Annotated in this window: 21 protein-coding genes; 14 read left to right on the top strand and 7 right to left on the bottom strand. The window is 56.2% G+C overall.

Annotated elements, in window-relative coordinates:
- Positions 1–130: 130 nt before the first annotated feature.
- The gene (locus tag PQR63_RS06450; protein ID WP_408166623.1) at positions 131–1,012 is read right to left on the bottom strand and encodes an SDR family oxidoreductase; all 882 of its coding nucleotides are present in this window, start codon (positions 1,010–1,012) and stop codon (positions 131–133) included.
- 12 nt (positions 1,013–1,024) lie between these two features.
- On the opposite strand from PQR63_RS06450, the gene PQR63_RS06445 reads away from it, so the two are divergent.
- From PQR63_RS06445 to PQR63_RS06430, 4 genes are all read left to right on the top strand, one after another.
- Positions 1,025–2,056: a CDP-6-deoxy-delta-3,4-glucoseen reductase gene (locus PQR63_RS06445; protein WP_408166621.1), complete on the top strand. Its 1,032-nt coding sequence runs from the start codon at positions 1,025–1,027 to the stop codon at positions 2,054–2,056.
- Positions 2,057–2,364: 308 nt separating this feature from the next.
- Positions 2,365–3,567: an acetylornithine transaminase gene (locus PQR63_RS06440; protein WP_408166619.1), complete on the top strand. Its 1,203-nt coding sequence runs from the start codon at positions 2,365–2,367 to the stop codon at positions 3,565–3,567.
- A gap of 17 nt (positions 3,568–3,584) precedes the next feature.
- The gene (locus PQR63_RS06435; protein WP_408166617.1) at positions 3,585–4,121 is read left to right on the top strand and encodes a C40 family peptidase; all 537 of its coding nucleotides are present in this window, start codon (positions 3,585–3,587) and stop codon (positions 4,119–4,121) included.
- Between the two features lie 76 nt (positions 4,122–4,197).
- A complete protein-coding gene (locus tag PQR63_RS06430; RefSeq protein ID WP_408166615.1) occupies positions 4,198–4,572 on the top strand; it encodes a GFA family protein in 375 nt (124 codons plus the stop codon).
- 18 nt (positions 4,573–4,590) lie between these two features.
- Here the strand turns inward: PQR63_RS06430 and PQR63_RS06425 are convergent, their stop codons facing one another.
- The 5 genes from PQR63_RS06425 to PQR63_RS06405 all read right to left on the bottom strand — a co-directional run bounded on the left by PQR63_RS06425 (position 4,591) and on the right by PQR63_RS06405 (position 9,831).
- Complete coding sequence (locus tag PQR63_RS06425; protein ID WP_408166613.1) at positions 4,591–5,514, bottom strand: FadR/GntR family transcriptional regulator; 924 nt, start codon at positions 5,512–5,514, stop codon at positions 4,591–4,593.
- 86 nt (positions 5,515–5,600) lie between these two features.
- Positions 5,601–6,659 (bottom strand): Ldh family oxidoreductase, encoded by a 1,059-nt coding sequence (locus PQR63_RS06420; RefSeq protein WP_408166611.1) that lies wholly within the window; start codon positions 6,657–6,659, stop codon positions 5,601–5,603.
- A gap of 67 nt (positions 6,660–6,726) precedes the next feature.
- Positions 6,727–8,220 (bottom strand): tripartite tricarboxylate transporter permease, encoded by a 1,494-nt coding sequence (locus tag PQR63_RS06415; RefSeq protein ID WP_408166609.1) that lies wholly within the window; start codon positions 8,218–8,220, stop codon positions 6,727–6,729.
- Between the two features lie 12 nt (positions 8,221–8,232).
- On the bottom strand, positions 8,233–8,706 hold the full coding sequence (locus PQR63_RS06410; RefSeq protein ID WP_408166607.1) for a tripartite tricarboxylate transporter TctB family protein: 474 nt from the start codon (positions 8,704–8,706) through the stop codon (positions 8,233–8,235).
- Positions 8,707–8,856: 150 nt separating this feature from the next.
- Positions 8,857–9,831: a Bug family tripartite tricarboxylate transporter substrate binding protein gene (locus tag PQR63_RS06405; protein ID WP_408166605.1), complete on the bottom strand. Its 975-nt coding sequence runs from the start codon at positions 9,829–9,831 to the stop codon at positions 8,857–8,859.
- A 556-nt stretch (positions 9,832–10,387) separates the two neighbouring features.
- On the opposite strand from PQR63_RS06405, the gene PQR63_RS06400 reads away from it, so the two are divergent.
- The 8 genes from PQR63_RS06400 to PQR63_RS06365 all read left to right on the top strand — a co-directional run bounded on the left by PQR63_RS06400 (position 10,388) and on the right by PQR63_RS06365 (position 19,486).
- Positions 10,388–10,594 carry a hypothetical protein gene (locus PQR63_RS06400; protein WP_408166604.1) on the top strand — a complete coding sequence of 69 codons (207 nt, stop codon included), beginning with the start codon at positions 10,388–10,390 and terminating at the stop codon, positions 10,592–10,594.
- A gap of 92 nt (positions 10,595–10,686) precedes the next feature.
- Positions 10,687–12,414 (top strand): IlvD/Edd family dehydratase, encoded by a 1,728-nt coding sequence (locus tag PQR63_RS06395; RefSeq protein WP_408166602.1) that lies wholly within the window; start codon positions 10,687–10,689, stop codon positions 12,412–12,414.
- Positions 12,415–12,523: 109 nt separating this feature from the next.
- A complete protein-coding gene (locus PQR63_RS06390; protein WP_408166600.1) occupies positions 12,524–13,480 on the top strand; it encodes a C-terminal binding protein in 957 nt (318 codons plus the stop codon).
- Positions 13,481–13,964: 484 nt separating this feature from the next.
- Complete coding sequence (locus PQR63_RS06385; RefSeq protein ID WP_408166598.1) at positions 13,965–15,053, top strand: ABC transporter ATP-binding protein; 1,089 nt, start codon at positions 13,965–13,967, stop codon at positions 15,051–15,053.
- A gap of 124 nt (positions 15,054–15,177) precedes the next feature.
- On the top strand, positions 15,178–16,515 hold the full coding sequence (locus tag PQR63_RS06380; RefSeq protein ID WP_408166597.1) for an ABC transporter substrate-binding protein: 1,338 nt from the start codon (positions 15,178–15,180) through the stop codon (positions 16,513–16,515).
- A gap of 130 nt (positions 16,516–16,645) precedes the next feature.
- On the top strand, positions 16,646–17,545 hold the full coding sequence (locus PQR63_RS06375; RefSeq protein WP_408166595.1) for a carbohydrate ABC transporter permease: 900 nt from the start codon (positions 16,646–16,648) through the stop codon (positions 17,543–17,545).
- Positions 17,542–18,426 carry a carbohydrate ABC transporter permease gene (locus PQR63_RS06370; protein ID WP_007884378.1) on the top strand — a complete coding sequence of 295 codons (885 nt, stop codon included), beginning with the start codon at positions 17,542–17,544 and terminating at the stop codon, positions 18,424–18,426. The genes PQR63_RS06375 and PQR63_RS06370 overlap by 4 nt, the downstream gene beginning before the upstream one ends.
- Positions 18,427–18,727: 301 nt before the next feature.
- Positions 18,728–19,486, top strand: a complete 759-nt coding sequence (locus tag PQR63_RS06365) for a class I SAM-dependent methyltransferase (RefSeq protein WP_408166593.1) — start codon at positions 18,728–18,730, stop codon at positions 19,484–19,486.
- A 136-nt stretch (positions 19,487–19,622) separates the two neighbouring features.
- Here PQR63_RS06365 and PQR63_RS06360 read toward each other — a convergent pair whose 3' ends face one another.
- Positions 19,623–20,393, bottom strand: a complete 771-nt coding sequence (locus PQR63_RS06360) for a dienelactone hydrolase family protein (protein WP_408166591.1) — start codon at positions 20,391–20,393, stop codon at positions 19,623–19,625.
- 224 nt (positions 20,394–20,617) lie between these two features.
- Between PQR63_RS06360 and PQR63_RS06355 the strand changes: the two genes are divergently transcribed.
- Entirely contained in the window at positions 20,618–21,136 is a 519-nt protein-coding gene (locus PQR63_RS06355; RefSeq protein WP_408166589.1) for a MerR family transcriptional regulator, read from the top strand.
- Positions 21,039–22,100, top strand: coding sequence for an aldo/keto reductase (locus PQR63_RS06350; protein WP_408166587.1), 1,062 nt, complete (start codon positions 21,039–21,041; stop codon positions 22,098–22,100). The genes PQR63_RS06355 and PQR63_RS06350 overlap by 98 nt, the downstream gene beginning before the upstream one ends.
- Positions 22,101–22,123: the final 23 nt, after the last annotated feature.

The raw sequence follows: 22,123 nt of genomic DNA, 5'->3' as shown, positions 1-22,123 counted from the left end.
CAACTTTGCACGGACTTCCAGACGGTAGGCTGCGACTTTACTGACATCGCGCTGACCGGACAACAATTTAAAAGACGTATGCTTATACGAAAAACAAATAAGCATAGTCTTCAATCGTGGATTATTTCTTTTACGACAACGTTTTTAGCAATGCCTCGACTGTCTGATAACGCAGCCGCACGCCAAGCTCATTGTGCAGACGCTCATTGCGCAGGCGACGTGACTCCGACATGAAGGACAACATCATCGGTGACACCTGCTGCTGCAGTTCGCTGCGCGGCAGGCGCGGCGGCGACGGCAAGTTGAAGGTGCGGGCTACGGCGTCGAAATACTCTCCCATCTTCATCTCGGAATTGTCGACTGCGTGATACACGCGCAGCGGCCGGGCGCGATCGATGGCGGCTACCGCGATCATGGCGAGATCGTCGGCGTGGATGTGATTGGTATAGACATCGTCCTCGGCGCTCAGCGCCGGCGTGCCCTTTTGCAGGCGCTCCAGCGGCAGACGATCTTTGGCGTAGATACCGGGCACGCGCAAGATCGCCAGCCGGCTGCCGGAGCGCCGCGCCCAGGCACGCAAGACGCTTTCGGCATCGACGCGGCGCTGCGCGCGTGCATTGGTTGGGCGGGTGGCGCGTGTCTCATCGAAGCTGGCGCCGCCGCAGTCACCGTAGACGCCGGTCGTGCTGATATAAACGAGAGTCGCCCGGTCAGGTAAAATGGCGGCCAAATTGCGGGTGCGCCGGTCTTTTTCGCCCGCGGATTGCGGTGGAGCAAGATGTACGATGGTGTGCGCCAGACGCGCAAGGCGTCCCAGTGAGGCTGGCTGATCAAGATCGGCGACGATGGGGATGGCCCCGGCGGCGCGCAGCTCTTCACAGCGCTCCGGCTTACTGGTGACGACGATTACGCGAAAGCGCTCACGCACCAGCGGCAGCATGCGCATGCCAACGTCGCCGCAACCCAGCATCAACAGACGCGGCTTGCCGATTTTTTTTACTTTATTGTTCATTGTCAGGATTGTATGAGTTTTCAAGTTACCGTTCAGCCCAGCGGCCATCAGTTTACCTGTGACGAAGGCGAAACCATCCTTACCGCCGCGATTCGTGCAGGCGTCGGCCTGCCCTACGGTTGCAAGAACGGCGCATGCAGCTCTTGCAAAGGCAAGCTGGTCGAAGGCAGCGTGACCCACGGTCCGCATCAGGAGCGCGCGCTGTCGGCACAGGACGAGAGCCTGGGTTTCTCGCTGTTTTGCTGTGCCAAGCCAAATTCGGATGTCGTCATCGAAGCCCGCGAAGTGGCCGGCATCGGCGATTTCCCGGTCAAGAAAATGCCGGTGCGCGTGGCCAAGCTGGATAAGGTCGCCGACGATGTCATCATTCTCTCGCTGCAATTGCCGGCCAATGATCGTCTGCAATACAAGGCCGGCCAGTACGTCGAGTTCATGCTGCGCGACGGCAAGCGCCGCAGCTACAGCATGGCCAACGCGCCGCACAAGGACGAGCACCTGACGCTGCATATCCGCCACATGCCGGGCGGCCTGTTCACCGACCAGGTGTTTTCGACACTGAAAGAACGCGACATTTTGCGCTTCGAAGGCCCGCTGGGAACTTTCTTCCTGCGCGAGGATTCCGACAAGCCGATCGTGCTGCTGGCTTCCGGCACCGGCTTCGCGCCGATCAAGGCGATCGTCGAGCAACTGGAACACAGCAAGTCCACGCGTCCGGTCACGCTGTACTGGGGCGGACGCCGCCCACAGGATCTTTACATGGATGAACTGTGCAAGAGCTGGGTGCAAACGCTGCCCAACTTCAAGTACGTGCCGGTGATCTCCAACGCGCAGCCGGAAGACAACTGGAGCGGCCGTAGCGGCTTCGTCCATCAGGCGGTGATCGACGACCAGCCGGATCTGTCCGGCTATCAGGTCTACGCCTGCGGCGCGCCTATCGTGGTCGAATCCGCGCAGCGCGACTTTGTCGCTACCTGCGGCCTGCCGGACGACGAGTTCTACGCCGACTCCTTCACGTCGGCGGCAGACCTGGCGACGGTGCAATAAATCCCGAGGCGGTGCATGTTGCAAAGTGGTGAGCGTTCTAAAAATGAGGTCGAATTTGCACCAAATTAGTTTTGACGCATCGCGCAAAACGTCCTAATATTGACCGCATGAACGCTACTACTATTTCCTTGCGACGTCGCAGCCAACCTCAACGAGGTTTGCCGTGCGCGTGAGTTGATATTGGTCACGAAGCCACAGGCAATCCCTGTGGCTTTTTTTTATCGTTTTTTCCAGTTCATTATTACAGTTCGGTTACCGCCGTCTTTCACTTTCAAGCAGCTTAATTACCACTCATGCAGGAGTCATCAATGGAATTCAACGAGTTCGCCATCAACAAGCTGATGTATGTCACCAATCGCCCTGAAATCGTCTTTACCGAAGGCAGCGGCATGTGGATGACCGACCATACCGGCAAGCGATATCTCGACTATCTGCAAGGCTGGGCTGTCAACGCGCTGGGCCATGCGCCAAAATGCATCGAAGAAGCGCTGGTCGCGCAAAGCAAGAAGCTCATCAACCCTTCGCCGGCCTTCTACAACGCGCCGTCGATCGAGTTGGCCAATCTGCTGACCGAAAACTCGGTATTTGACCGTGTGTTCTTTGCCAATAGTGGCGCCGAAGCCAATGAAGGCGCGATCAAGCTGGCCCGCAAATGGGGCAAGGTCAACAAGAACAACCAGGGCGAAGACCGTTTTGAAATCATCACCTTCAACCACAGCTTCCACGGCCGCACCATCGCGACCATGTCGGCCAGCGGCAAGCCGGGCTGGGACACCATGTTCGCACCGCAGGTGCCGGGCTTCCTGAAGGCTGAACTGAACGATCTGGCCAGCGTTGAGCGCCTGATCAGCAAAAAGACTGTTGCCGTCATGCTGGAGCCGGTGCAAGGCGAAGGTGGCGTAATCCCGGCCACGCGTGAATTCATGCAAGGTCTGCGCCGCCTGACCAAGAACGCCAACCTGCTGCTCATCGTCGATGAAGTGCAGACCGGCGTCGGCCGTACCGGTGAACTGTTTGCCTATCAATTGTCGGGCATCGAACCAGACATCATGACGCTGGGCAAAGGCATCGGTGGCGGCGTGCCGCTGGCGGCTCTGCTGGCGCGCGAAGAAATCGCCTGCTTCGAAGCCGGTGAACAAGGCGGCACCTACAACGGCAACCCGCTGATGACTGCCGTCGGCGCTGCCGTGATCAAGGAATTGCTGAAGCCTGACTTCCTGCCTACGGTCAAGGCCACAGGCGAATATCTGAGCGCGGAACTGATCAAGCTGTCGGACAAGCACGGCTTTGAAGGAGAACGTGGCGAAGGATTGCTACGCGCGCTGAAGCTGGGCAAGGACATCGGCCCGCAAATCGTTGAGGCGGCACGTGACCTGCAACCGCTCGGCCTGCTGCTGAACTCGCCGCGTCCAAACTTGCTGCGCTTCATGCCGTCGCTGAACGTGACCAAGGACGAAATCGACCAGATGCTGACCATGCTGGAAGGCGTACTGGTTCAATTGGGCCATTGATTCCGGGCCGGTAGGCAATGCGTAGCACCCGCTCGTCGAATCACCTGCACGCGCTCGCCGCCTGCTGCCTCGCCGTCCTGTTGACGGCATGCGGCAGCGCGCCGATGCGTACGCCGGACGCATCTGTATCCACGCCGATACCGGCGCCAACTGATATCCGCTCCGAAGCAGCAACCGAACACGGCAGCGAAATCGCCATCTACGCACTCGACATGATCGGCACCGGCTACCGTTTCGGCGGCAAGAATCCGGATGCCGGTTTCGATTGCAGCGGTATGGTGTCGTATATTTTCAATCGCGCCACCGGCCTCAAGCTGACGGGCAGTGCTGCCGACATGGCGCGCCAAGGCCGCAAAATTGACAAGTCCAATTTGCGGCCAGGCGATCTGGTGTTTTTCAATACGCTCAACCGGCCGTTCTCGCATGTCGGGATTTACATCGGTGACGGGCGCTTCGTCCACGCGCCGTCGGGCAACGGCAAGGTGCATATCTCGCGGATGGACAATCCTTACTTTGCGCCGCGCTTTGAAATGGCCCGGGCATATTTCAACTAAAAAGCGTCAACTAACAAGTTGAAACTGAGTCCGATCAACTAAGCTTCGTCAATTGAACATGCAAAGGCGGATGCACATGGATCACCACAAAGGCAGTTGTCATTGCGGCCAGGTTCGTTTCGAAGCCGATGTCGACATTGAACGCATCACCGTCTGCAACTGTTCCATCTGTACCAAAAAGGGATTTCTGCACCACCGTGTGCAGCCTGAGAATTTTCGCCTGATTGCCGGCGAAGATAAACTCGCGACCTATCAGTTCGGCACCATGGCCGCGAAACATCATTTCTGTCCGACCTGCGGCGTGCACGTTTTCACACGGCCACGCGCAGCACCGGAGCTCTACACCATCAATGTCCGTTGCCTCGACGATGTCGATTTGAACAGCGACAAGCTGACTTTCGTCGATTTCGACGGACTCAATTGGGACAAGAACGTCGGCAAGCTGGGCTGACGCGCCACCACCGTCTCGTTAGCTTCCGGCGCGAGCGCTGCGACGTTTGGTCGGCGTAACAACCGGTGCGCGTTTGGCCGACGCCTTCAATGCAGACGTCTTTTTGACTGTCGTCGACTTTGCAGATTTTTTGGCAACCACTTTGACTGCACTCTCTTTCGCCGCCGGTTTCTTTGCTACCACTTTGGCCTTGACAACTTTGACTACCTTCTCCGCTACGACTTTTTTGCTGAACAATCCTGCCTGCCCGACGAGACTTGCGCTATAGCGTTTGAAGGCAATGTCCATGTGACGCCGCATCGCAGTGCGCGCCATTTCAGGATCGCGTGCGCGCAGTGCTTTCATTACGCGTGAATGTTCTTCGATTGCGTCGTTCCACACTTCAATGGTGTCAAAGTGGCTATGCAGACGATTGAATAGCGGGCCCAGACGCGCATCGAACAATTGCGTCACCAATCCGACCAACACGCTATTGCCGGTCGCTTCGGCCACGCGAATATGAAATAAGCGGTCGGCCTCCAATGGATTGGTGCCGGCGCTGGTGTGCTCGATCATTTGTTGAAAAGCTTCTTCGATGGCATCGATCTGCGCCTTCTTGGCATTCTTGGCAGCGGCGTAGGCGACCTCACCTTCCAGCATGGCGCGCGCACGGATCAATTCCAGCGGCCCCTCTTCCGTCGACAGGTCGATCTCGCCTTCGGGAGCGGGCGATGGCGGACAGACATAAATCCCGGATCCCATGTGGACTTCGATATAACCTTCGACTTCCAGCGCAATCAAGGCTTCGCGCAACGACGGTCGGCTGACGCCCAGTTGCACGGAGAGGTCGCGCTCCGACGGCAGACGCGAGCCGACGGGAAACTCACCGTCGACGATCAGCTTGCGCAGTTGGTCGCTGATCTGGCGATACAGTCGTTGCGGCTCGATCGCTTCAATTGGCATAGAGGGTTCCGATTAAAATCTTCTTTTATCTTGGCGCCGGATTGTATCGCACCCGCAGATAAATCATTTACCTGCGAGGCGAAAACTCACACCGCTGTCGGGAACGTCAAACCATACTGCTGCGCGGCTTCGCGCAGCGCCGGCGCAATCGTCGGATGCAAGGCCACCCCCTGCTCCAGCTGCTCCGCGCGACGCGCCATGCCGCGGTCGCCCGGCATGCGCACCTTCTCCACACCGGGGCGCGGCGGATTGGTCCGGCAAGCTTCGGCGATGTGATCCATCTGACGCTTGAAGGCCGCTTCGCCGCCGAAAGCCGTCGGATCGTACAGGCTCATGAACACCGTGGCGCCCCAACCTGCCGGAGGATCTGCACGGCCAAAACCGGACAGGCCACCAGTCAGTGCTTCGATCAGCACCGCCAGGCCGAAGCCCTTATGCCCTGCCGACAAGCCGCCCAAGGGCAGAATCGTACCCGGCGGATCGGCAGCAAACACGGCAGGATCACGACTGGGATTTCCCTGCGCATCAAGCAGCCACTCTTCTTCAAACTGCTTGCCGGCTTTATGCAAGCGGTTGCTCATGCCGTTGGTGGTAATCGAGGCAGAAATATCTACCAGGAAAGGCGTGCCCGAGGTAGGAATGCCGGCGGCGATCGGATTTGGCGTGAACACTGCTTGGGTACCACCGAACGGTGCCACGCTATGTACTGCAGGATCCGAGCTCGACAACACCATCAAAAAACCTTCTTCCGTGGCGCGCAACAAGTACGCGGCAAGGCAGGCAATATGATGGCTATGATGAATTGCCAGCGAGGCCGTACCTAACTCGCGCGCGCGCGGGATCAACGCATCGATGCCCCTGTGCACCAACCATGGCCCCGGCAGACGACGGCCATCCCAGACCAAGGCGGCCGGACGATCGGACACCACCTCAGGTTCACCGGAGGTCGCCATCGCGCCCTTTTCGATTTCTTTCACGTAGGGTGCCAGCAGCGCGAGGCCGTGCGTGTCGTGCCCCAGCAGGTCACCATCGACCAGCGTGCTTGCCACCGAAGCAGCAGGCTCCAACGGCAAGCCGGCCTTTTGCAGCAGTTGTGTGGAGAACTGCTTGAGTTCGACGGCGGAAAAACGTTCAGGTGAAGCCATGTTGCAAACCATCCTTTCAATAAAAAATCATTCGAACTTGTCCACGATCAGGAGCGTGGACAAGTTCTCAAGCCGCTGCCGGCTTCCTGCGCAATCCACGCAAGATCAGCGGCAACAGCCACAGCAATATCGTTAATACGCCCAAAGTTCCCGCGATGGGTCGACTGAAGAATGCCACGAACTCGCCGTCAGCCTTAATCATCGATGTAACGAAATGTTCCTCCAGCATGCCGCCCAGCACGACGCCGAGTACCGTCGGCGCCACAGGAAACCCATTTTCTTCCATCAGATACGCCAGCAAGCCGAAGACCAGCATGATGCCGACATCCGATACGCTGTTGTTGGTGGCGTATGAGCCGACGATGCAAAACAGCAGAATCAGCGGCATCAGCAGATTACGCGGTACGCTCAGAATGCGCTTGGCCAGCTTGATGCACCAGTAGCCCAGTGGCAGCATGAGCAAATTGGCAAGAATGAAAACGATGAAAATCGCATACATCGACACCGGATTTTCAACAAAGATCATCGGGCCGGGATTGAGATTCTTCATGTACAGCACGCCGATCACGATCGCCGTGATTGAGTCGCCCGGAATGCCGAACACCAATGCAGGAATCCATGCGCCGGCCAGCGCCGAGTTGTTGGCGGCACCCGATTCGACGATGCCTTCCGGATGACCGGTGCCGAATTTTTCCGGCTCCTTGGACATCTTCTTGCTCATCGCATACGACATCCACGCCGCGATGTCGGCACCGGCACCCGGCAAAGCGCCGACCAATGTGCCGAGCACGCTGCCGCGCAATATCGATTTCGGATAGCGGACCGCCAGATCCCACATGCCCTTGAAAACGTTGCCGACCTTACCTGCCGTCACCACCAGCTTCTCGTCTTTGGACACGGCATAGCGCAGCACTTCCGACATCGCAAACATGCCGACCATGAGCGGCACCAGCGATACGCCGCTGAGCAAGTCACTGTTATTGAAAGTAAAGCGTGGAAAGCCCGCAGGATTTCCCATGCCGATCGAGGCAATGAACATGCCGAGAAACAGCGAGACGAAACCCTTGAGCGGATTTTCCGATGCGATGAAAATGGCACAGGTCAACCCCAACAACACCAGCCAGAAGTATTCGAACGAGGAAAACTTCAGCGCCAGTTCCGCCAGCGCAGGAGCCGCCAGAATCAGCACGAAGGTGCCGAAAAGGCCCCCTACCGCTGAGAACACCAGACTCGCACCCAGCGCAATTTCGCCCTCTCCTTTACGTGTCATCGCATAGGCCTCATCGGTATACGCCGCCGATGAGGGCGTACCGGGAATGCGCAGCAGACAACCAGGAATATCCCCCGAAAAAATCGCCATCGCCGTGGCCGAGACCATCGCCGCCACCGCAGGCACAGCCGGCATGAAGAAGGTCACCGGCACCAGCAACGCCACCGCCATCGTGGCAGAGAGTCCGGGAATCGCTCCCATGAAGAGTCCGAACATCGATGAACCGAGAATGACCGCCAGTACATAGGGGTCGAATACCAGCCCGAAGGCCGCGTACAAATTTGCAAGCATTGTCAGCTCCCCTTACCAGGCGACAGATTCCAGAAGGCCCCAAGGCAGCGGTACTTTCAGGATTTTGTAAAAAATGTAGTGGATACCCAATGCGCTGACGAGCGCCACCGGCAACGCCACTACAAGACGTGCCCCAAAGGTCAGGAACAATGACAACAGCAGTATCGCTGCAGTAGGCAAGAAACCAAGCGGCTCGGATGCATAGATGTAGAACACCAGCGACAGCAGCACCAGCGCGTAACCGAACACCGCGTGGCGATCGCCGGCCCATTCCGGCAGGCTTATCCAACTGTCAGTGCGTGTTTGCCGCAAGCCCTTGAGCACCAATAGGATCGCGCAAATCATCAGCCCGCCAGCCAGCAATTGCGGAAACAGGGCTGGACCGATTTGCTGCTGCCCCATGGAAGGAAAGGTTGCGGAATAGGCGTAAATCATGCCGGCAAAAATTGCCAGCAATACTCCTGAAACGGCATCGTTGATTTTCATGGCAATGGAGACCCAACAAGTTCAACAGGTTCAATGGGCAAGTCTGAAGACTCGGCTATGGCGTTGCTTTGCACTACACTGCAACGCGGAACACAACGTCAGGGAAAAACGTCGGCAGCAACAGTGCAGCCGACGCCTGTCGTCGATCTGTTACTTCGCCATTCCGAGTGTTTTCAGTATCTTGCCCATGTCGTTGTCGCTCTTCTCCATGAACTTGCCGAAGTCAGCGGAATCGGCGTACATCGTGCCAAAACCGCGTCCCCCCATGAAATCCTTGTACTCCTTACTGTTGTAGATTTTTTGCATATGTCCGGCCAGCTTGGTCTGGATATCCGCAGGCAGGCCCTTGGGCGCGACGATGCCGCGCCAGGCGCCGTTGGTCCAGCTGCTGCCCGTCAGACTCTTGAGCGTTGGCACCTTGGGATACAAGGCTGCGGGTTGCTCCGCCATGATCACCAGCGGACGCGCCTTGCCGGCATCGATCAGCGAACGTGCTTCGGGCAGCGATGCAGCGACGATATCGACACCGCCGGCAGCAAGATCCACCATGGCAGGAGCGGCACCATTTGATGGCACAAATCTCACAGCTGTCGGCTCCAACTTCAGATCGCTCAGCATGCCAGCCAATCCAAGATGCCAGATACCGCCCTGACCGGTACCGGATGCTTTCAGTTTGCCGGGGTTGGCCTTTACGGCCTTGAGCAGATCGTCGAATGTCTTGTGCGGCGACTCCGCACTCACGGTCAATGCTGCCGGATCGAAATTCATCAGCGCGATCGGCGTGTAGTTCTTGTAGCTCAATTGAGTCAGGCCCTGATGATGCATCATGGCAATTTCCACCGTAGCCAGGCCAATGGTGTAGCCATCTGGTGCGGCGCCTGCGATAGCCTGGTGTCCGACCACGCCGTTACCACCAGTGCGATTGACAACGTTGACAGGCTGGCCAAGTTCCTTCTCCAGCAGCGCACCAATGATGCGCGCGGTGGCATCCGTACCGCCGCCAGCGCCCCAGGGCACTACCAGCGTCACCGGGCGATCAGGCCATGCTGCATGTGCAGCACCGAACGACAAAACCGCTACCGCGGCGACCATTGCCTTGATTGCATTTCTACGCATGTTGCTCATTGTCTCTCCTCCTTTGTATGGTGAAGACAGGCAGATGTCTTTTGCATTGCCTGCTGCGTCGGGGTTCATTGCAAACCCGTCGATGAACCATTCAGCGCGGTCTGTGCCGGCTTATCCCTCTCCAGTACTGGTCTTTCCTGTTTTTGTTTCCTGACAAATTCTTGTCAAGCGGTCATGTGGTCTTACCAGACTGAGGAAAAGAATTTCATATCACCCCGGCACTGTCAAGGAAGAAAACGATGCACGAAAATAATTCACCCACGCCGCAGCGCACCATTGGGCATCATAGAGCGCAATGGAAAACATGAGTGATGCATCGATAAAAAGATGTATGACAAATCTGGTATTACCACTTGACCAAAGCGCAAATGCTGAAATAGACTCGCTGACATCTTTTCGAAGCATGCTGTTCGCAACGTTCATTTGCAACGTACAAAAATTACCAGAGCAGAGGTAGTCGCCAGAGGTTGTGGTTGCTACACACTGCCAGCGGACAAAACCGCAGCACTGGAGACAGGCATTGGAATTCATAGCTAGCCGGGGGAGTACTTCAACCATGTCGCAGGCATCGCCGTATGCATTGCCGACAGGGAAGCGCAACGCTGCTTATGCAGCGCTGCTTTCTGCGCGTGCCGTTTTGGCCTCCAATACCTCTCGCTACGCATGCCACCTCGGCCATGCCGGCAATGGCGACGCCATGCTGGCGTATCACCTGATGGATTTCTCCCGTTACTTTTTTGATCAAAGCAATATTCGCCACTGATTTTTCCTGCAGCCATCCGATTCAGACAGCATTCGGTCCTCAGTTGATTCCAATCTATCGATTGACGGGCCACAAGGAAAGAAGGAAAGAACATGAGCGATACCAAGAAATTTACACGTCGTAGCCAGGCATGGTTTGGCCGGCAAGACCGGGATGGTTTCATCTACCGTTCGTGGGTGAAGAACCGCGGCATTCCGCATGATCAATTCGATGGCCGTCCGGTCATCGGCATCTGCAATACTTATTCAGAACTGACGCCCTGCAATTCGCATTTCCGCGCCTTGGCAGAACAAGTGAAAATCGGTATCTGGGAAGCTGGCGGTTTCCCGCTGGAGTTTCCTGTGATGTCGCTCGGCGAAACGCTGATGCGCCCTACCGCAATGCTGTTCCGCAATCTCGCCAGCATGGACGTGGAAGAATCCATCCGCGCCAATCCGCTGGACGGTGTGGTGCTGCTGATGGGTTGCGACAAGACGACTCCTGCACTGCTGATGGGTGCCTCTTCGGTGGACCTGCCGACTATCGGCATCTCCGGCGGCCCGATGCTGTCGGGAAAATACCGTGGCGGTGAGCTGGGTTCAGGAACCGGCGTCTGGCAGATGTCGGAAGAAGTTCGCGGCGGCCATATGTCGCAGGAAGAATTCTTTGAAGCCGAGAGTTGCATGCATCGCTCGCATGGTCACTGCATGACCATGGGCACGGCATCAACCATGGCCAGCATGGTGGAAGCATTGGGCATGAGCTTGCCGGGCAATGCCGCGATCCCCGCAGTCGATGCGCGCCGTAATGTTCTGGCCCGCAACTCCGGCCGCCGTATCGTTGAGATGGTCAAGGAAGATTTGATCATGTCCGAGATCCTGACCAAGGCCGCATTTGAAAACGCCATCCGCGTCAACGCCGGCATCGGCGGCTCGACCAATGCCGTGATTCATTTGCTGGCGATTGCGGGCCGCATCGGCGTCGATCTGAAATTGGAAGAATGGGACACCATCGGTCAAAAGCTGCCCTGCCTGGTGAATCTGCAGCCGTCGGGTAAATATCTGATGGAAGATTTTTACTACGCCGGTGGTCTCCCGTCAGTCATCCGCGAACTGGAAAGCGTCATCGACAAGAGTGCGCTCTCCGCCAACGGCCAGACCTTGTGGGACAACTGCAAAGATGCACCAAACTGGAACCGCGACGTTATCCACGCCTTTGATACGCCCTTCAAACCAGCTGCAGGCATCGCCATCCTGCACGGTAATCTGTGCCCGGACGGCGCCGTCATCAAGCCTTCCGCCGCCACACCGGCATTGTTGAAACATACCGGCCGCGCTGTGGTGTTTGAGAACAGCGACGACCTGCACAAGCGCATCGACGATGAAAATCTGGACGTCGACGAAAACTGTGTCTTGGTATTGAAGAACTGTGGCCCGAAGGGTTATCCCGGCATGGGTGAAGCAGGCAACATGCCGCTACCACCAAAGGTGCTGCGCAAGGGCATTACCGACATGGTGCGCGTCTCCGATGCGCGCATGAGTGGCACAGCCTACGGCACCGTGGTGCTCCACGTGACACCTGAAGCAGCTGCCGGCGGCCCGTTGGCGCTGGTGAAAGACGGCGACATGGTGGAGTTGGATGTAGAGGCGCGCAAGCTGCATCTGCACGTCAGTGACGAAGAGCTGGAACGTCGCCGCGCAGCATGGCAAGCGCCGAAAGCGCCCGCGGATCGCGGTTGGGTCAAGCTGTATGTCGATCACGTGCAGCAGGCCAATCTCGGTGCCGATCTGGATTTCCTGGTCGGCAAGAGCGGCTCGGGAATACCGAAAGACAATCACTGATTTCAGGGTGTAGGGATTTAATCATTCAACCAGGCAGCGGAAGAAGCTAGCGTCACATCAGATGACACACTTCCGCTTCTTGCAACCAGAGTCACGGAGACATGACGCAATGAAAGTATTAATTACCGATTACGATTTTCTGGATGTAGAACTTGAACTAGCACTGTATCGCGAAGCCGGCGTTGAAGTCGTGACGGCGCAATGCCGTACCGAAGACGAAGTCATCAAAGCCGCCGAAGGCTGCGAAGGCCTGCTGGTGCAATATGCACCGGTCAACGCCAAAGTCTTCGCCGCCCGGCCTGAAATCCGCATTGCCAGCCGCTATGGCGCAGGTTTCGATACCATCAATACCGCTGATGCTGCAAAGCATGGCGTCTGGGTGGGCAACTCGCCCGACTATGGCGTCGGTGAAGTCGCCACGCATGCGCTGGCGATGGCGCTAGACCTGATCCGCAACATCACGGGTTATGACCGCGACGTCAAATCGGGTCAATGGCATTACACCACCGCGGGCAAGATTCAACGCTGCTCCGAGATGACGATCGGTATCGTCGGCCTCGGCCGCATCGGCAAGCGCATGGCCCACATCAGCCGCAACCTGTTCAAGCGCGTAATCGCTTACGATCCGCACATCATCGATGGCGACTTCCCTGCTTATGTTGAACGCGTCAGCAAGGAAGAATTGTTCAAGCAAGCCCATGTCGTTTCGCTGCATACACCGCTCAACGATGAGACCCGCGGTATGATCGACACCTCAGTGTTGAAGTTGATGCAACAGGACAGCTTCCTGGTCAACTCGGCACGTGGCGGCCTGGTCAATATTGATGACCTGCTCAAGGCGCTGGACACCAATTTGAAGGGTGCCGGACTCGACGTCTTGCCGGTCGAACCGCCGGAGACAAGTTCCGCTATTGTCCAGCACAAACGTGTGCTATTGTCGCCGCACGCAGCCTTCTATTCCGAAGTCGCCGCCAAGGAATTGCGCCGCAAGGCAGCGCAAAACCTGATCGACTGGGACCGCAACGGACGCCCTTCGTATGTGGTGGTTGAAGGCAGAGCAAAATAATCAAACACAAAACCAACAATAAATAAGTAATACATAAAAGATAAGAGACACCCTGCGTCCCAGCCAATCGCCAGACGCAGGCAAGCACGAATCCAGCAAGCGCAACAGACTTAACGAAGTTAGCAACCGATCTCGCAGCAAGCAATAAAAACAAGCAGCACCAGAGAGGTATGGCGCGTTGATGATGTATGAAGATTCACTATCGCAGCACGACTGAATGAATGGGTCACGATAGTGCGCTGTCACAGTTGTATCTCTCAATACCGCCGAAAATCATAAAAATCAAACGGCGCAGGTATCGGAATAAAGAGCCGCTAACAAAACGCTGATGGCAAGGCGCGCCGACGCAGACAGTACAAGCGTACGGAAAGGAAAAGCAACGCTGCCAGCAGCGTTTTGTTAGCGGCTCTAAATGTGCGGTAGCCCTCCAAGAAGGGGCTCACTGCAGACACAAAAAACGAGATATAGAGACGAGGAGCAAGGCATGGCATCAGTTCAGATTCGCGGCATCAAAAAGCAATTCGGCAGCACCCAGGTTATTCGTGGCGTCGATATCGAAATCGAGGACGGTCAGTTCGCCGTGCTCGTGGGCCCTTCCGGCTGCGGCAAGTCAACGCTGCTGCGCATGCTGGCAGGCCTCGAAGAAATCACCGAAGGCGAGATCTCCATTGGCGGCACGGTCGTCAATAACGTCCAGCCAAAGGATCGCGATATCGCCATGGTGTTTCAGAACTATGCGCTGTATCCGCACATGACGGTCAATGACAACATGGCCTTCTCGCTGATGCTGGCCAAGAAGGATAAGTCCTTCATCCAGCAACAGGTCAAGAAGGCTGCTGAAATCCTGGGCCTGACCAATCTGCTGGAACGCTATCCCCGTCAACTGTCCGGCGGTCAACGCCAGCGTGTGGCGATGGGCCGTGCGATCGTGCGCGATCCGCAAGTCTTTCTGTTTGATGAACCGCTGTCCAATCTTGACGCCAAGCTGCGCGTGCAAATGCGCACCGAGATCAAAGAGCTGCATCAGCGCCTGAAGACAACTTCCGTCTACGTTACCCATGACCAGATCGAAGCGATGACCATGGCTGACCAGATCGTTGTCATGCGTGATGGCCTGGTGGAACAGCGCGGCCGGCCACTGGAACTGTATGATCGCCCAGCCAATATTTTTGTCGCAGGCTTCATCGGTTCACCGGCGATGAACTTCATCCCTGCCACATTGCGTCGCAATGCCGACAAGGCCGAGGTCGAATTCGCCGACGGCACACGCCTGCCTGCACCGTATGCACATCGCGGTCTCGATGGTATCGATGGCCAGCGCGTGGTCTACGGCGTGCGTCCGGAACACCTGAGCATCGGTCCTGCCGGCAGCGGCATGAGCACCAAAGTGGTGGTGGTTGAACCGACCGGCGCCGACACCGAAGTCTATGCACGCTTCAACGACACCAGCCTGACTTCGATCTTCCGTGAGCGTCATAACTTCGGCGCGGGCGACACGATCGATCTGGTGCCTGAACACGGCAGCACGCATCTGTTCGATGCCGACAGCGGCAAGACGCTGGCGCATGGTTGAGCGTAAGACCAATTCGTCTTTTTCAAAGCAGTCCCAGTAACACAATCTGTACTACAGCAAGTAAAAATAACAACGCAACAGAGCGGACCCATTCACTTTCATCAGAAGAGAAGGAGTAGGAGACATGACAAAGCTGACCAGACGTGACTTTTTAGCTGCGAGCGCATCCGTCGCTGCAGCATCGACAGTAGCCACAACCAATGCATTTGCCGCACCGGCAGCACCTGCCGCCACCGGAGCAGGCCTGAAGTTCGAGATCGAGAAAGGCGCGACACTGCGCGTACTGCGCTGGAAGCGTTTCGTCCAGGGCGATGAAGATCTGTGGAATGCAAACGTGAAGAAATTCACCGAGAAGACCGGTGTCGCCGTACGCACCGACAGCGAAGGCTGGGAAGACCTGCGTCCGAAGGCTGCAGTTGCCGCCAACGTCGGTTCCGGCCCGGACATCGTGATGAGCTGGTTCGATGATCCACAACAATACCCAACCAAGCTGATCGACCTGACCGACCTGGCGACTTCGCTGGGTAGCCGTCTGGGCGGCTGGTACGACGTCTGCCGTAAATACGGCACCAAGGACGGCAAGTGGATTGCTCTGCCGGTCGGCGTGGTCGGCAATGCGCTGGTCTATCGCGAAAGCCAGTTGAAGGCTGCAGGTTTCGACGGTGTGCCGAAGGATACCGCCGGCTTCCTGAAAATGTGTCAGGCCTTGAAAGCCAAGAACACACCTGTCGGTTTCGCGCTCGGTAAAGCCGTCGGCGATGCCAACAACTGGGCACACTGGTTGCTGTGGTCACACGGCGGCAAGCTGGTCGACAAGAAAGGCGCCGTCGCCATCAACTCGCCGGAAACCCGCGCAGCGCTGGAATACGCCAAGCAACTGTATGCGACCTTTATTCCAGGCACACTGTCCTGGCAAGATCCGTCGAACAACAAAGCATACCTGGACGGTCAGATCAGCATGACGGCCAACGGCATCTCGGTGTACTACGCGGCCAAGAATTCGACCGATCCAAAGCTTCAGGAAATGGCGAAAGACACGCAACACGCCCACTTCCCTATCGGCCCTGCCGGCAAGCCAACCGAGCTGATGCAGATCACGCAGATGATGATCTTCAAGCACACCAAGTTCCCGAATGCGGCCAAAGCCTTCGTGCAGTTCATGTTCGAGCCTGAGCAATACAACCCATGGATGGAAGCATCCATCGGCTACGTCAGCCAATCGCTCAAGGCCTACGAAAAGAACGCCATCTGGACTTCGGATCCAAAGGCAACCGTGTATCGCGATTCGGCAGCGCTGATGATCGATCACGGCCACGAAGGTCCGCTGGGACAAGCGTCGGCGGCGTGTATGGCTGACTATGTGGTGGTCGATATGGTGGCGGAAGCCGCCAGCGGATCGAAGACCGTGCAGCAGGCCATCGATCGTGCAGCGGAGCGCGCCAAGCGTTTCTACAAGGCATAACAACCTGCTTTCGTCTGTATCGGCTTCTTGTCATTTCTGAAGCTGCTGCAGACGGTGCATGGAGCAAAACATGCGTTCGCATCGGCAATCGCCATGCGAACGCAGTCATCACGCTTACCGAGGTCTGCTTATGTTATCCCGACTGCTGAACAACCGTAATGTGCTGGGCATGCTGTTCATGGCGCCTGCCGTATTACTGCTTGTTGTGTTTCTTACCTATCCGCTCGGACTGGGAGTCTGGCTTGGCTTTACCGATACCAAGATCGGTGGCGAAGGCAACTTCATCGGGCTGGACAATTATTCCTTCCTGCTCGGCGACTCGCTGGCACAGCTGTCGCTGTTCAACACGCTGTTCTACACCATCACCGCCAGTATTTTGAAATTCGTGCTCGGCCTCTGGCTGGCGATTCTGCTCAACAAGAATCTGCCGATCAAGTCATTCTTCCGTGCGATCGTGCTGCTGCCATGGATTGTTCCTACCGCCCTGTCGGCGCTGGCATTCTGGTGGATGTACGACACTCAGTTTTCGGTGATCAGTTGGTCACTGATGAAGATGGGTCTGATCGATCACTACATCGACTTCCTCGGCGAGCCTTGGCTGGCGCGGATTTCCACCGTTGTCGCCAATGTCTGGCGCGGTATTCCGTTTGTCGCGATCTCGCTGCTGGCCGGTCTGCAAACGATCTCGCCTTCGCTGTATGAAGCGGCGGCGATTGACGGCGCCAAGCCGTGGCAGCAGTTCCGCTACGTCACACTGCCGTTGCTGACACCGATCATCGCGGTAGTCATGACCTTCTCGGTGCTGTTCACCTTCACCGACTTCCAGCTGATCTATGTGCTCACACGCGGTGGTCCGTTGAATGCCACACACCTGATGGCAACGCTGTCGTTCCAACGCGCCATCCCCGGCGGCTCGCTCGGTGAAGGGGCAGCGCTGGCAACATACATGATTCCTTTCCTGCTCGCAGCCATCATGTTTTCGTACTTCGGCCTGCAACGTCGCGGCTGGCAACAAGGAGGTGACAAATGAGCAAGAAGTCAAAAGACCTGCAGCAAGAAACGCAGGGCATGGATTTTCTGCAATCGATGCCGCGCCGCTGGATCACGACGTATATCCCGCTGGGTATCTTCGTGTTCGTGCTGCTCTTTCCGTTCTACTGGATGGTGATCACGGCCTTCAAGCCGGATAACGAATTGCTGCGTCAAACCGGTAATCCGTTCTGGGTGGTGGCGCCGACGCTGGCCCACTTCAAGAAGCTGCTGTTCGAAACCCAGTATCCGGCGTGGCTGCTGAACACGGTCATCGTGTCGGTGGTGTCGACTTTCGCTTCCCTGGCAGCCAGCGTGTTCGCAGCTTACGCCATCGAACGTCTGCGCTTCCAGGGTTCCAAACAAGTCGGTCTGGGCATCTTCCTGGCGTATCTGATTCCGCCATCGATCCTGTTCATTCCACTGGCGGCGATCGTGTTCAAGCTGGGTCTGTTCGATACGCGCTGGGCGCTGATCCTGACGTATCCGACCTTCCTGATCCCGTTCTGCACCTGGCTGTTGATGGGTTACTTCCGCTCGATTCCGTATGAGCTGGAAGAATGTGCACTGATTGACGGCGCCACACGATGGGAAATCCTGGTCAAGATTATCCTGCCGCTGGCGGTGCCGGGCCTGATCTCGGCCGGCATCTTCGCCTTCACCCTGTCATGGAACGAGTTCATCTATGCGCTGACCTTCATTTCCTCATCCGAAGTGAAGACGGTGCCGGTTGGGATCGTGACCGAACTGGTCGACGGTGACGTGTATCACTGGGGTGCACTGATGGCCGGCGCGCTGCTGGGTTCGTTGCCGGTGGCGGTGGTGTATTCGTTCTTCGTGGAATACTACGTGTCGGGCATGACCGGGGCGGTGAAAGAATAGTCGCCTGCTCCTTGGGCAAGAAGCTGACCGGCGTCCAAACGACGCCGGTTTTTTTACGCTTGCTCAAAAAATCCTCTGTGCCGCTGCCACACCGGTCGGGTTCTTCGCCGAACGAAATACGCTATAGGCATGCACAGCCTGTCGAATTGTTGCTATTTGACCATGTCAGCCACGGAATTTTTCAACATATAAGCAGTATCAACAAGTAAGATCGTAGTAATCCAATTAGTCAGTCAAATGGATTTTCACGAAAAATACTTAATTCCAAACAAATTCCGTAGATAAGGGTGAAGGTGAAACAATGAATTTTACTGCTCATAATATTCAGTTGGACAATGGTTCTTTTACGAAACCAGATGCGATGCTCATGAGCGATCATCCATGCACCATCTCCACACGTAAAATATTAAATCTGGTTTTTCCTTCGAACAAAAAAAATTATCGTGTCGTTGATCTGGGATGCCTGGAGGGCGGATATACAGTTGAAATCGCCAAAATGGGATTTGATACTTTAGGACTGGAAGTCCGTGAAGAAAGTATTGCTTGCTGCAATTATGTAAAAGAAAATCTTGATTTGCCGAATTTGAATTTCGTTAAAGATACGGCTTGGAACCTCGACAAATATGGCCCCTATGATGCGGCTTTTTGCTGCGGTCTTTTTTACCATTTCGACAATCCAAAAGCGTTTTTGGAAAAACTAGCCAGGAACACAAAGAAATTATTAATTTTGGAAACGCACTTTGCAACTCCGCTGGACAATGGCGTGAAAGAATTCAATCTGGAACCCATGAATGTACATGAAGGGCTGCCTGGAAGATGGTATTACGAGTTCGATAAAAATTTGTCTTTCGAGGAAAGGGAAAAAATGCGGTGGGCGTCCTACGAAAACGATAAATCGTTCTGGATACAAAAAGAATATCTCTTAGGTTTAATCTACGATTTGGGCTTCACCACAGTATTTGAACAATTTGACAGCTATGCGCCAAACATGGGCGAAGATCTGAATAAACGGTATCCAAATAGTTTGCGCGGAACATTTATTGGAATCAGAGATATGTAATGTCTCAGCGCGTGTTGATGTAATCGCGCGCTTGTTGATTCTTGAGGAATGTCTTCCTGATTCAATCGAATTACCTGCAAAAAAAAGCCCAACGGCAAATGCCGCTGGGCTTTTTTTTATGACCGTGTTACATCAATCAGCCGAGTTTTTCTGCAAAGAAGTTCTTCAATGACACTGCAGCACGTTCAGCAGTTTGCTTGTGATAGAAGAAGCCGGGGTTACTGGCGTCCGGATCAGTGAACGAGTGACCGGCCTGACCGTAGTTGATCAGTTGCCAGTCCAGCTTGGCAGCGCTGACTTCATCGATGAAAGCATTGACCATGTCGCGCGGCACCGATGGATCCTGCACGCCGTGCAGCACCAGAATCGCGCCCTTGACGTTTTCTGCATCTTTGGGATTTGGTGTATCCAGTGCGCCATGCAGCGATGCAAACGCATTGACGGCTGCACCCGCTCGCGCCAGTTCCAACGCTGCCGTACCGCCAAAGCAGAAGCCGCAAACACCTAACTTGCCGCTCAGTTTGACCTTGTCCTGGCCCTTGAGTGCTTCGAGCACGGCGCTCATGCGCTTACGCAATTCGGCGCGATCTTTCTTCAGCGGAATAATGGCTGCCATTGCTTCATCGCCATTGGTCGGACGCACGGACTTGCCGTACACGTCGCCGACCAGAATTGCCTGGCTCAGTCCGATCGTTGTAGCAGCGACTTCCAACGCCTTCTGGCTGACGCCGAAGAAATTAGGAATCGACAGCACGCCGGCGACCGGCGCTGTGCTCTTCTTGTTGAACAGCAGGACGCTTTCGTACTCAATACCGTCCAGCGTATGGCTGATCAGTTCGATACCGAGATCGTCAGCGGAAATGCCGAATTTTGCGGCGATGGGGGCGGGATTAAACGGGTGACTCATTCACTCTTCTCCTGAGCATTGCAAACTGAGAAAACCGCATGCGCTGCCGGTCGGTGACCGCACGGTCGTGCATGGGCTTTCCCGCGAAAAACGCTATCTTTGCATAGCTGTCAAAAGTTTGCTGGCGCGCGCCTGATTAGCAGTCGGCATCCTGACAAGCCGTCAGAAAAAAGCGCATAATCTCCCTTGACTTAGAGCGCACTCCAACTCCTAGACTGCCCTGCATGACCACTTCCCTGACCATACAACAAGCTGCTGCAAAGACCGGATTGTCGGTGCATACCCTGCGCTATTACGAAAAGATCGGCCTGCTCGATCCCATCGCACGGCAAGACAATACGCACCGGCTGTTCCGTGAAGAAGATCTGCTCTGGATCGGATTCTTGCTGAAGCTGCGTTCGACCGGTCTGCCGATCCGCGACATGCTGCGCTATGCAGAACTGCGTCGCGCCGGCAACACAGCGGAAAGTGTGTCTGCACGGAAGGCTTTGCTGCAACAGCATGCCCGCACCGTGGAAGAGACGATCGCCGAGCTGCAAAGCAATCTGGCCGTGCTTCATATGAAAGTGAACATGTATGAAGAGATGGAGGCTGCGCTACCGGCTGTCGTCGTCACTCAACCGCAAGAACCAGAGGACGCTTCCAATGAACAACGCAACAACGACAGCAACGACAGCAACGACAGCAACAAACGTACACACAAAACCAGCGACGCAGGTCGGCACCCGCAAGCTCGGCGCTGACGGCCCGACCGTCTCGTCCATCGGCCTCGGCTGCATGGGCATGAGCGATTTCTATTCGAACCGCGACGACGCCGAATCCATCGCCACCATCCATCGCGCGCTGGAACTCGGCATCTGCTTCCTCGACACGGCCGACATGTATGGTCCGCATATTAACGAAGAGCTGATCGCCAAGGCCATCAAGGGCAAGCGTGACCAGGTCTTCATCGCGACCAAATTCGGTATCGTGCGTGATCCGTCCAATCCGGCGGCGCGCGGCGTCAACGGCAAACCCGATTACATCCGCAGCTCGGTCGAAGGCAGCCTGAAACGCCTGGGCGTCGACACCATCGACCTGTATTACCAGCACCGCATCGATCAGGGCACGCCGATCGAAGAGACCGTGAGCGCGCTGGCTGATCTGGTCAAGGCCGGCAAGATCCGTCACATCGGCTTGTCCGAAGCATCGTCGCAAACGCTGGAGCGCGCCAGCAAGGTCCACAAGATCACCGCATTGCAAAGCGAGTATTCGCTGTGGACGCGCGATCCGGAGCAGGACGTGCTGGCGACATGCAAGAAGCTCGGCATCGGTTTCGTGCCGTACAGCCCATTGGGACGTGGCTTTCTGACCGGTGCGATTACACGTCCTGATCAGTTCGACGCAGATGATTACCGTCGCCACAATCCGCGCTTCCAGGGCGAGAACTTTGCGAAGAATCTGCTGCTGGTGGAGAAAGTAAAAGAGCTGGCAACTCGCTATGAATGCTCGCCGTCGCAATTGGCATTGGCCTGGGTGCTGGCGCAAGGCGACCATATCGTACCGATTCCGGGCACCAAGCGCCGCACCTATCTGGAAGAAAATAGCGGCGCGCTGGCGGTCACACTCACGGCGTCGCATCTGGAAGAACTGAATCAGCTCTTCCCGGTCAATGCGGCGGCCGGACCGCGTTATACGGAAGAAGGCATGCGCATTCTGAACGGCTGATTTCAATCAGCTCATTCTGAATA

This window comes from Herbaspirillum rhizosphaerae (genome assembly GCF_046025915.1).
In the GTDB taxonomy this organism is placed as follows: Bacteria; Pseudomonadota; Gammaproteobacteria; order Burkholderiales; family Burkholderiaceae_D; genus Herbaspirillum; species Herbaspirillum rhizosphaerae_A.
The sequence above is the reverse complement of the archived record's forward strand: the minus strand, read 5'-3'. Positions and strand labels throughout refer to the sequence as shown.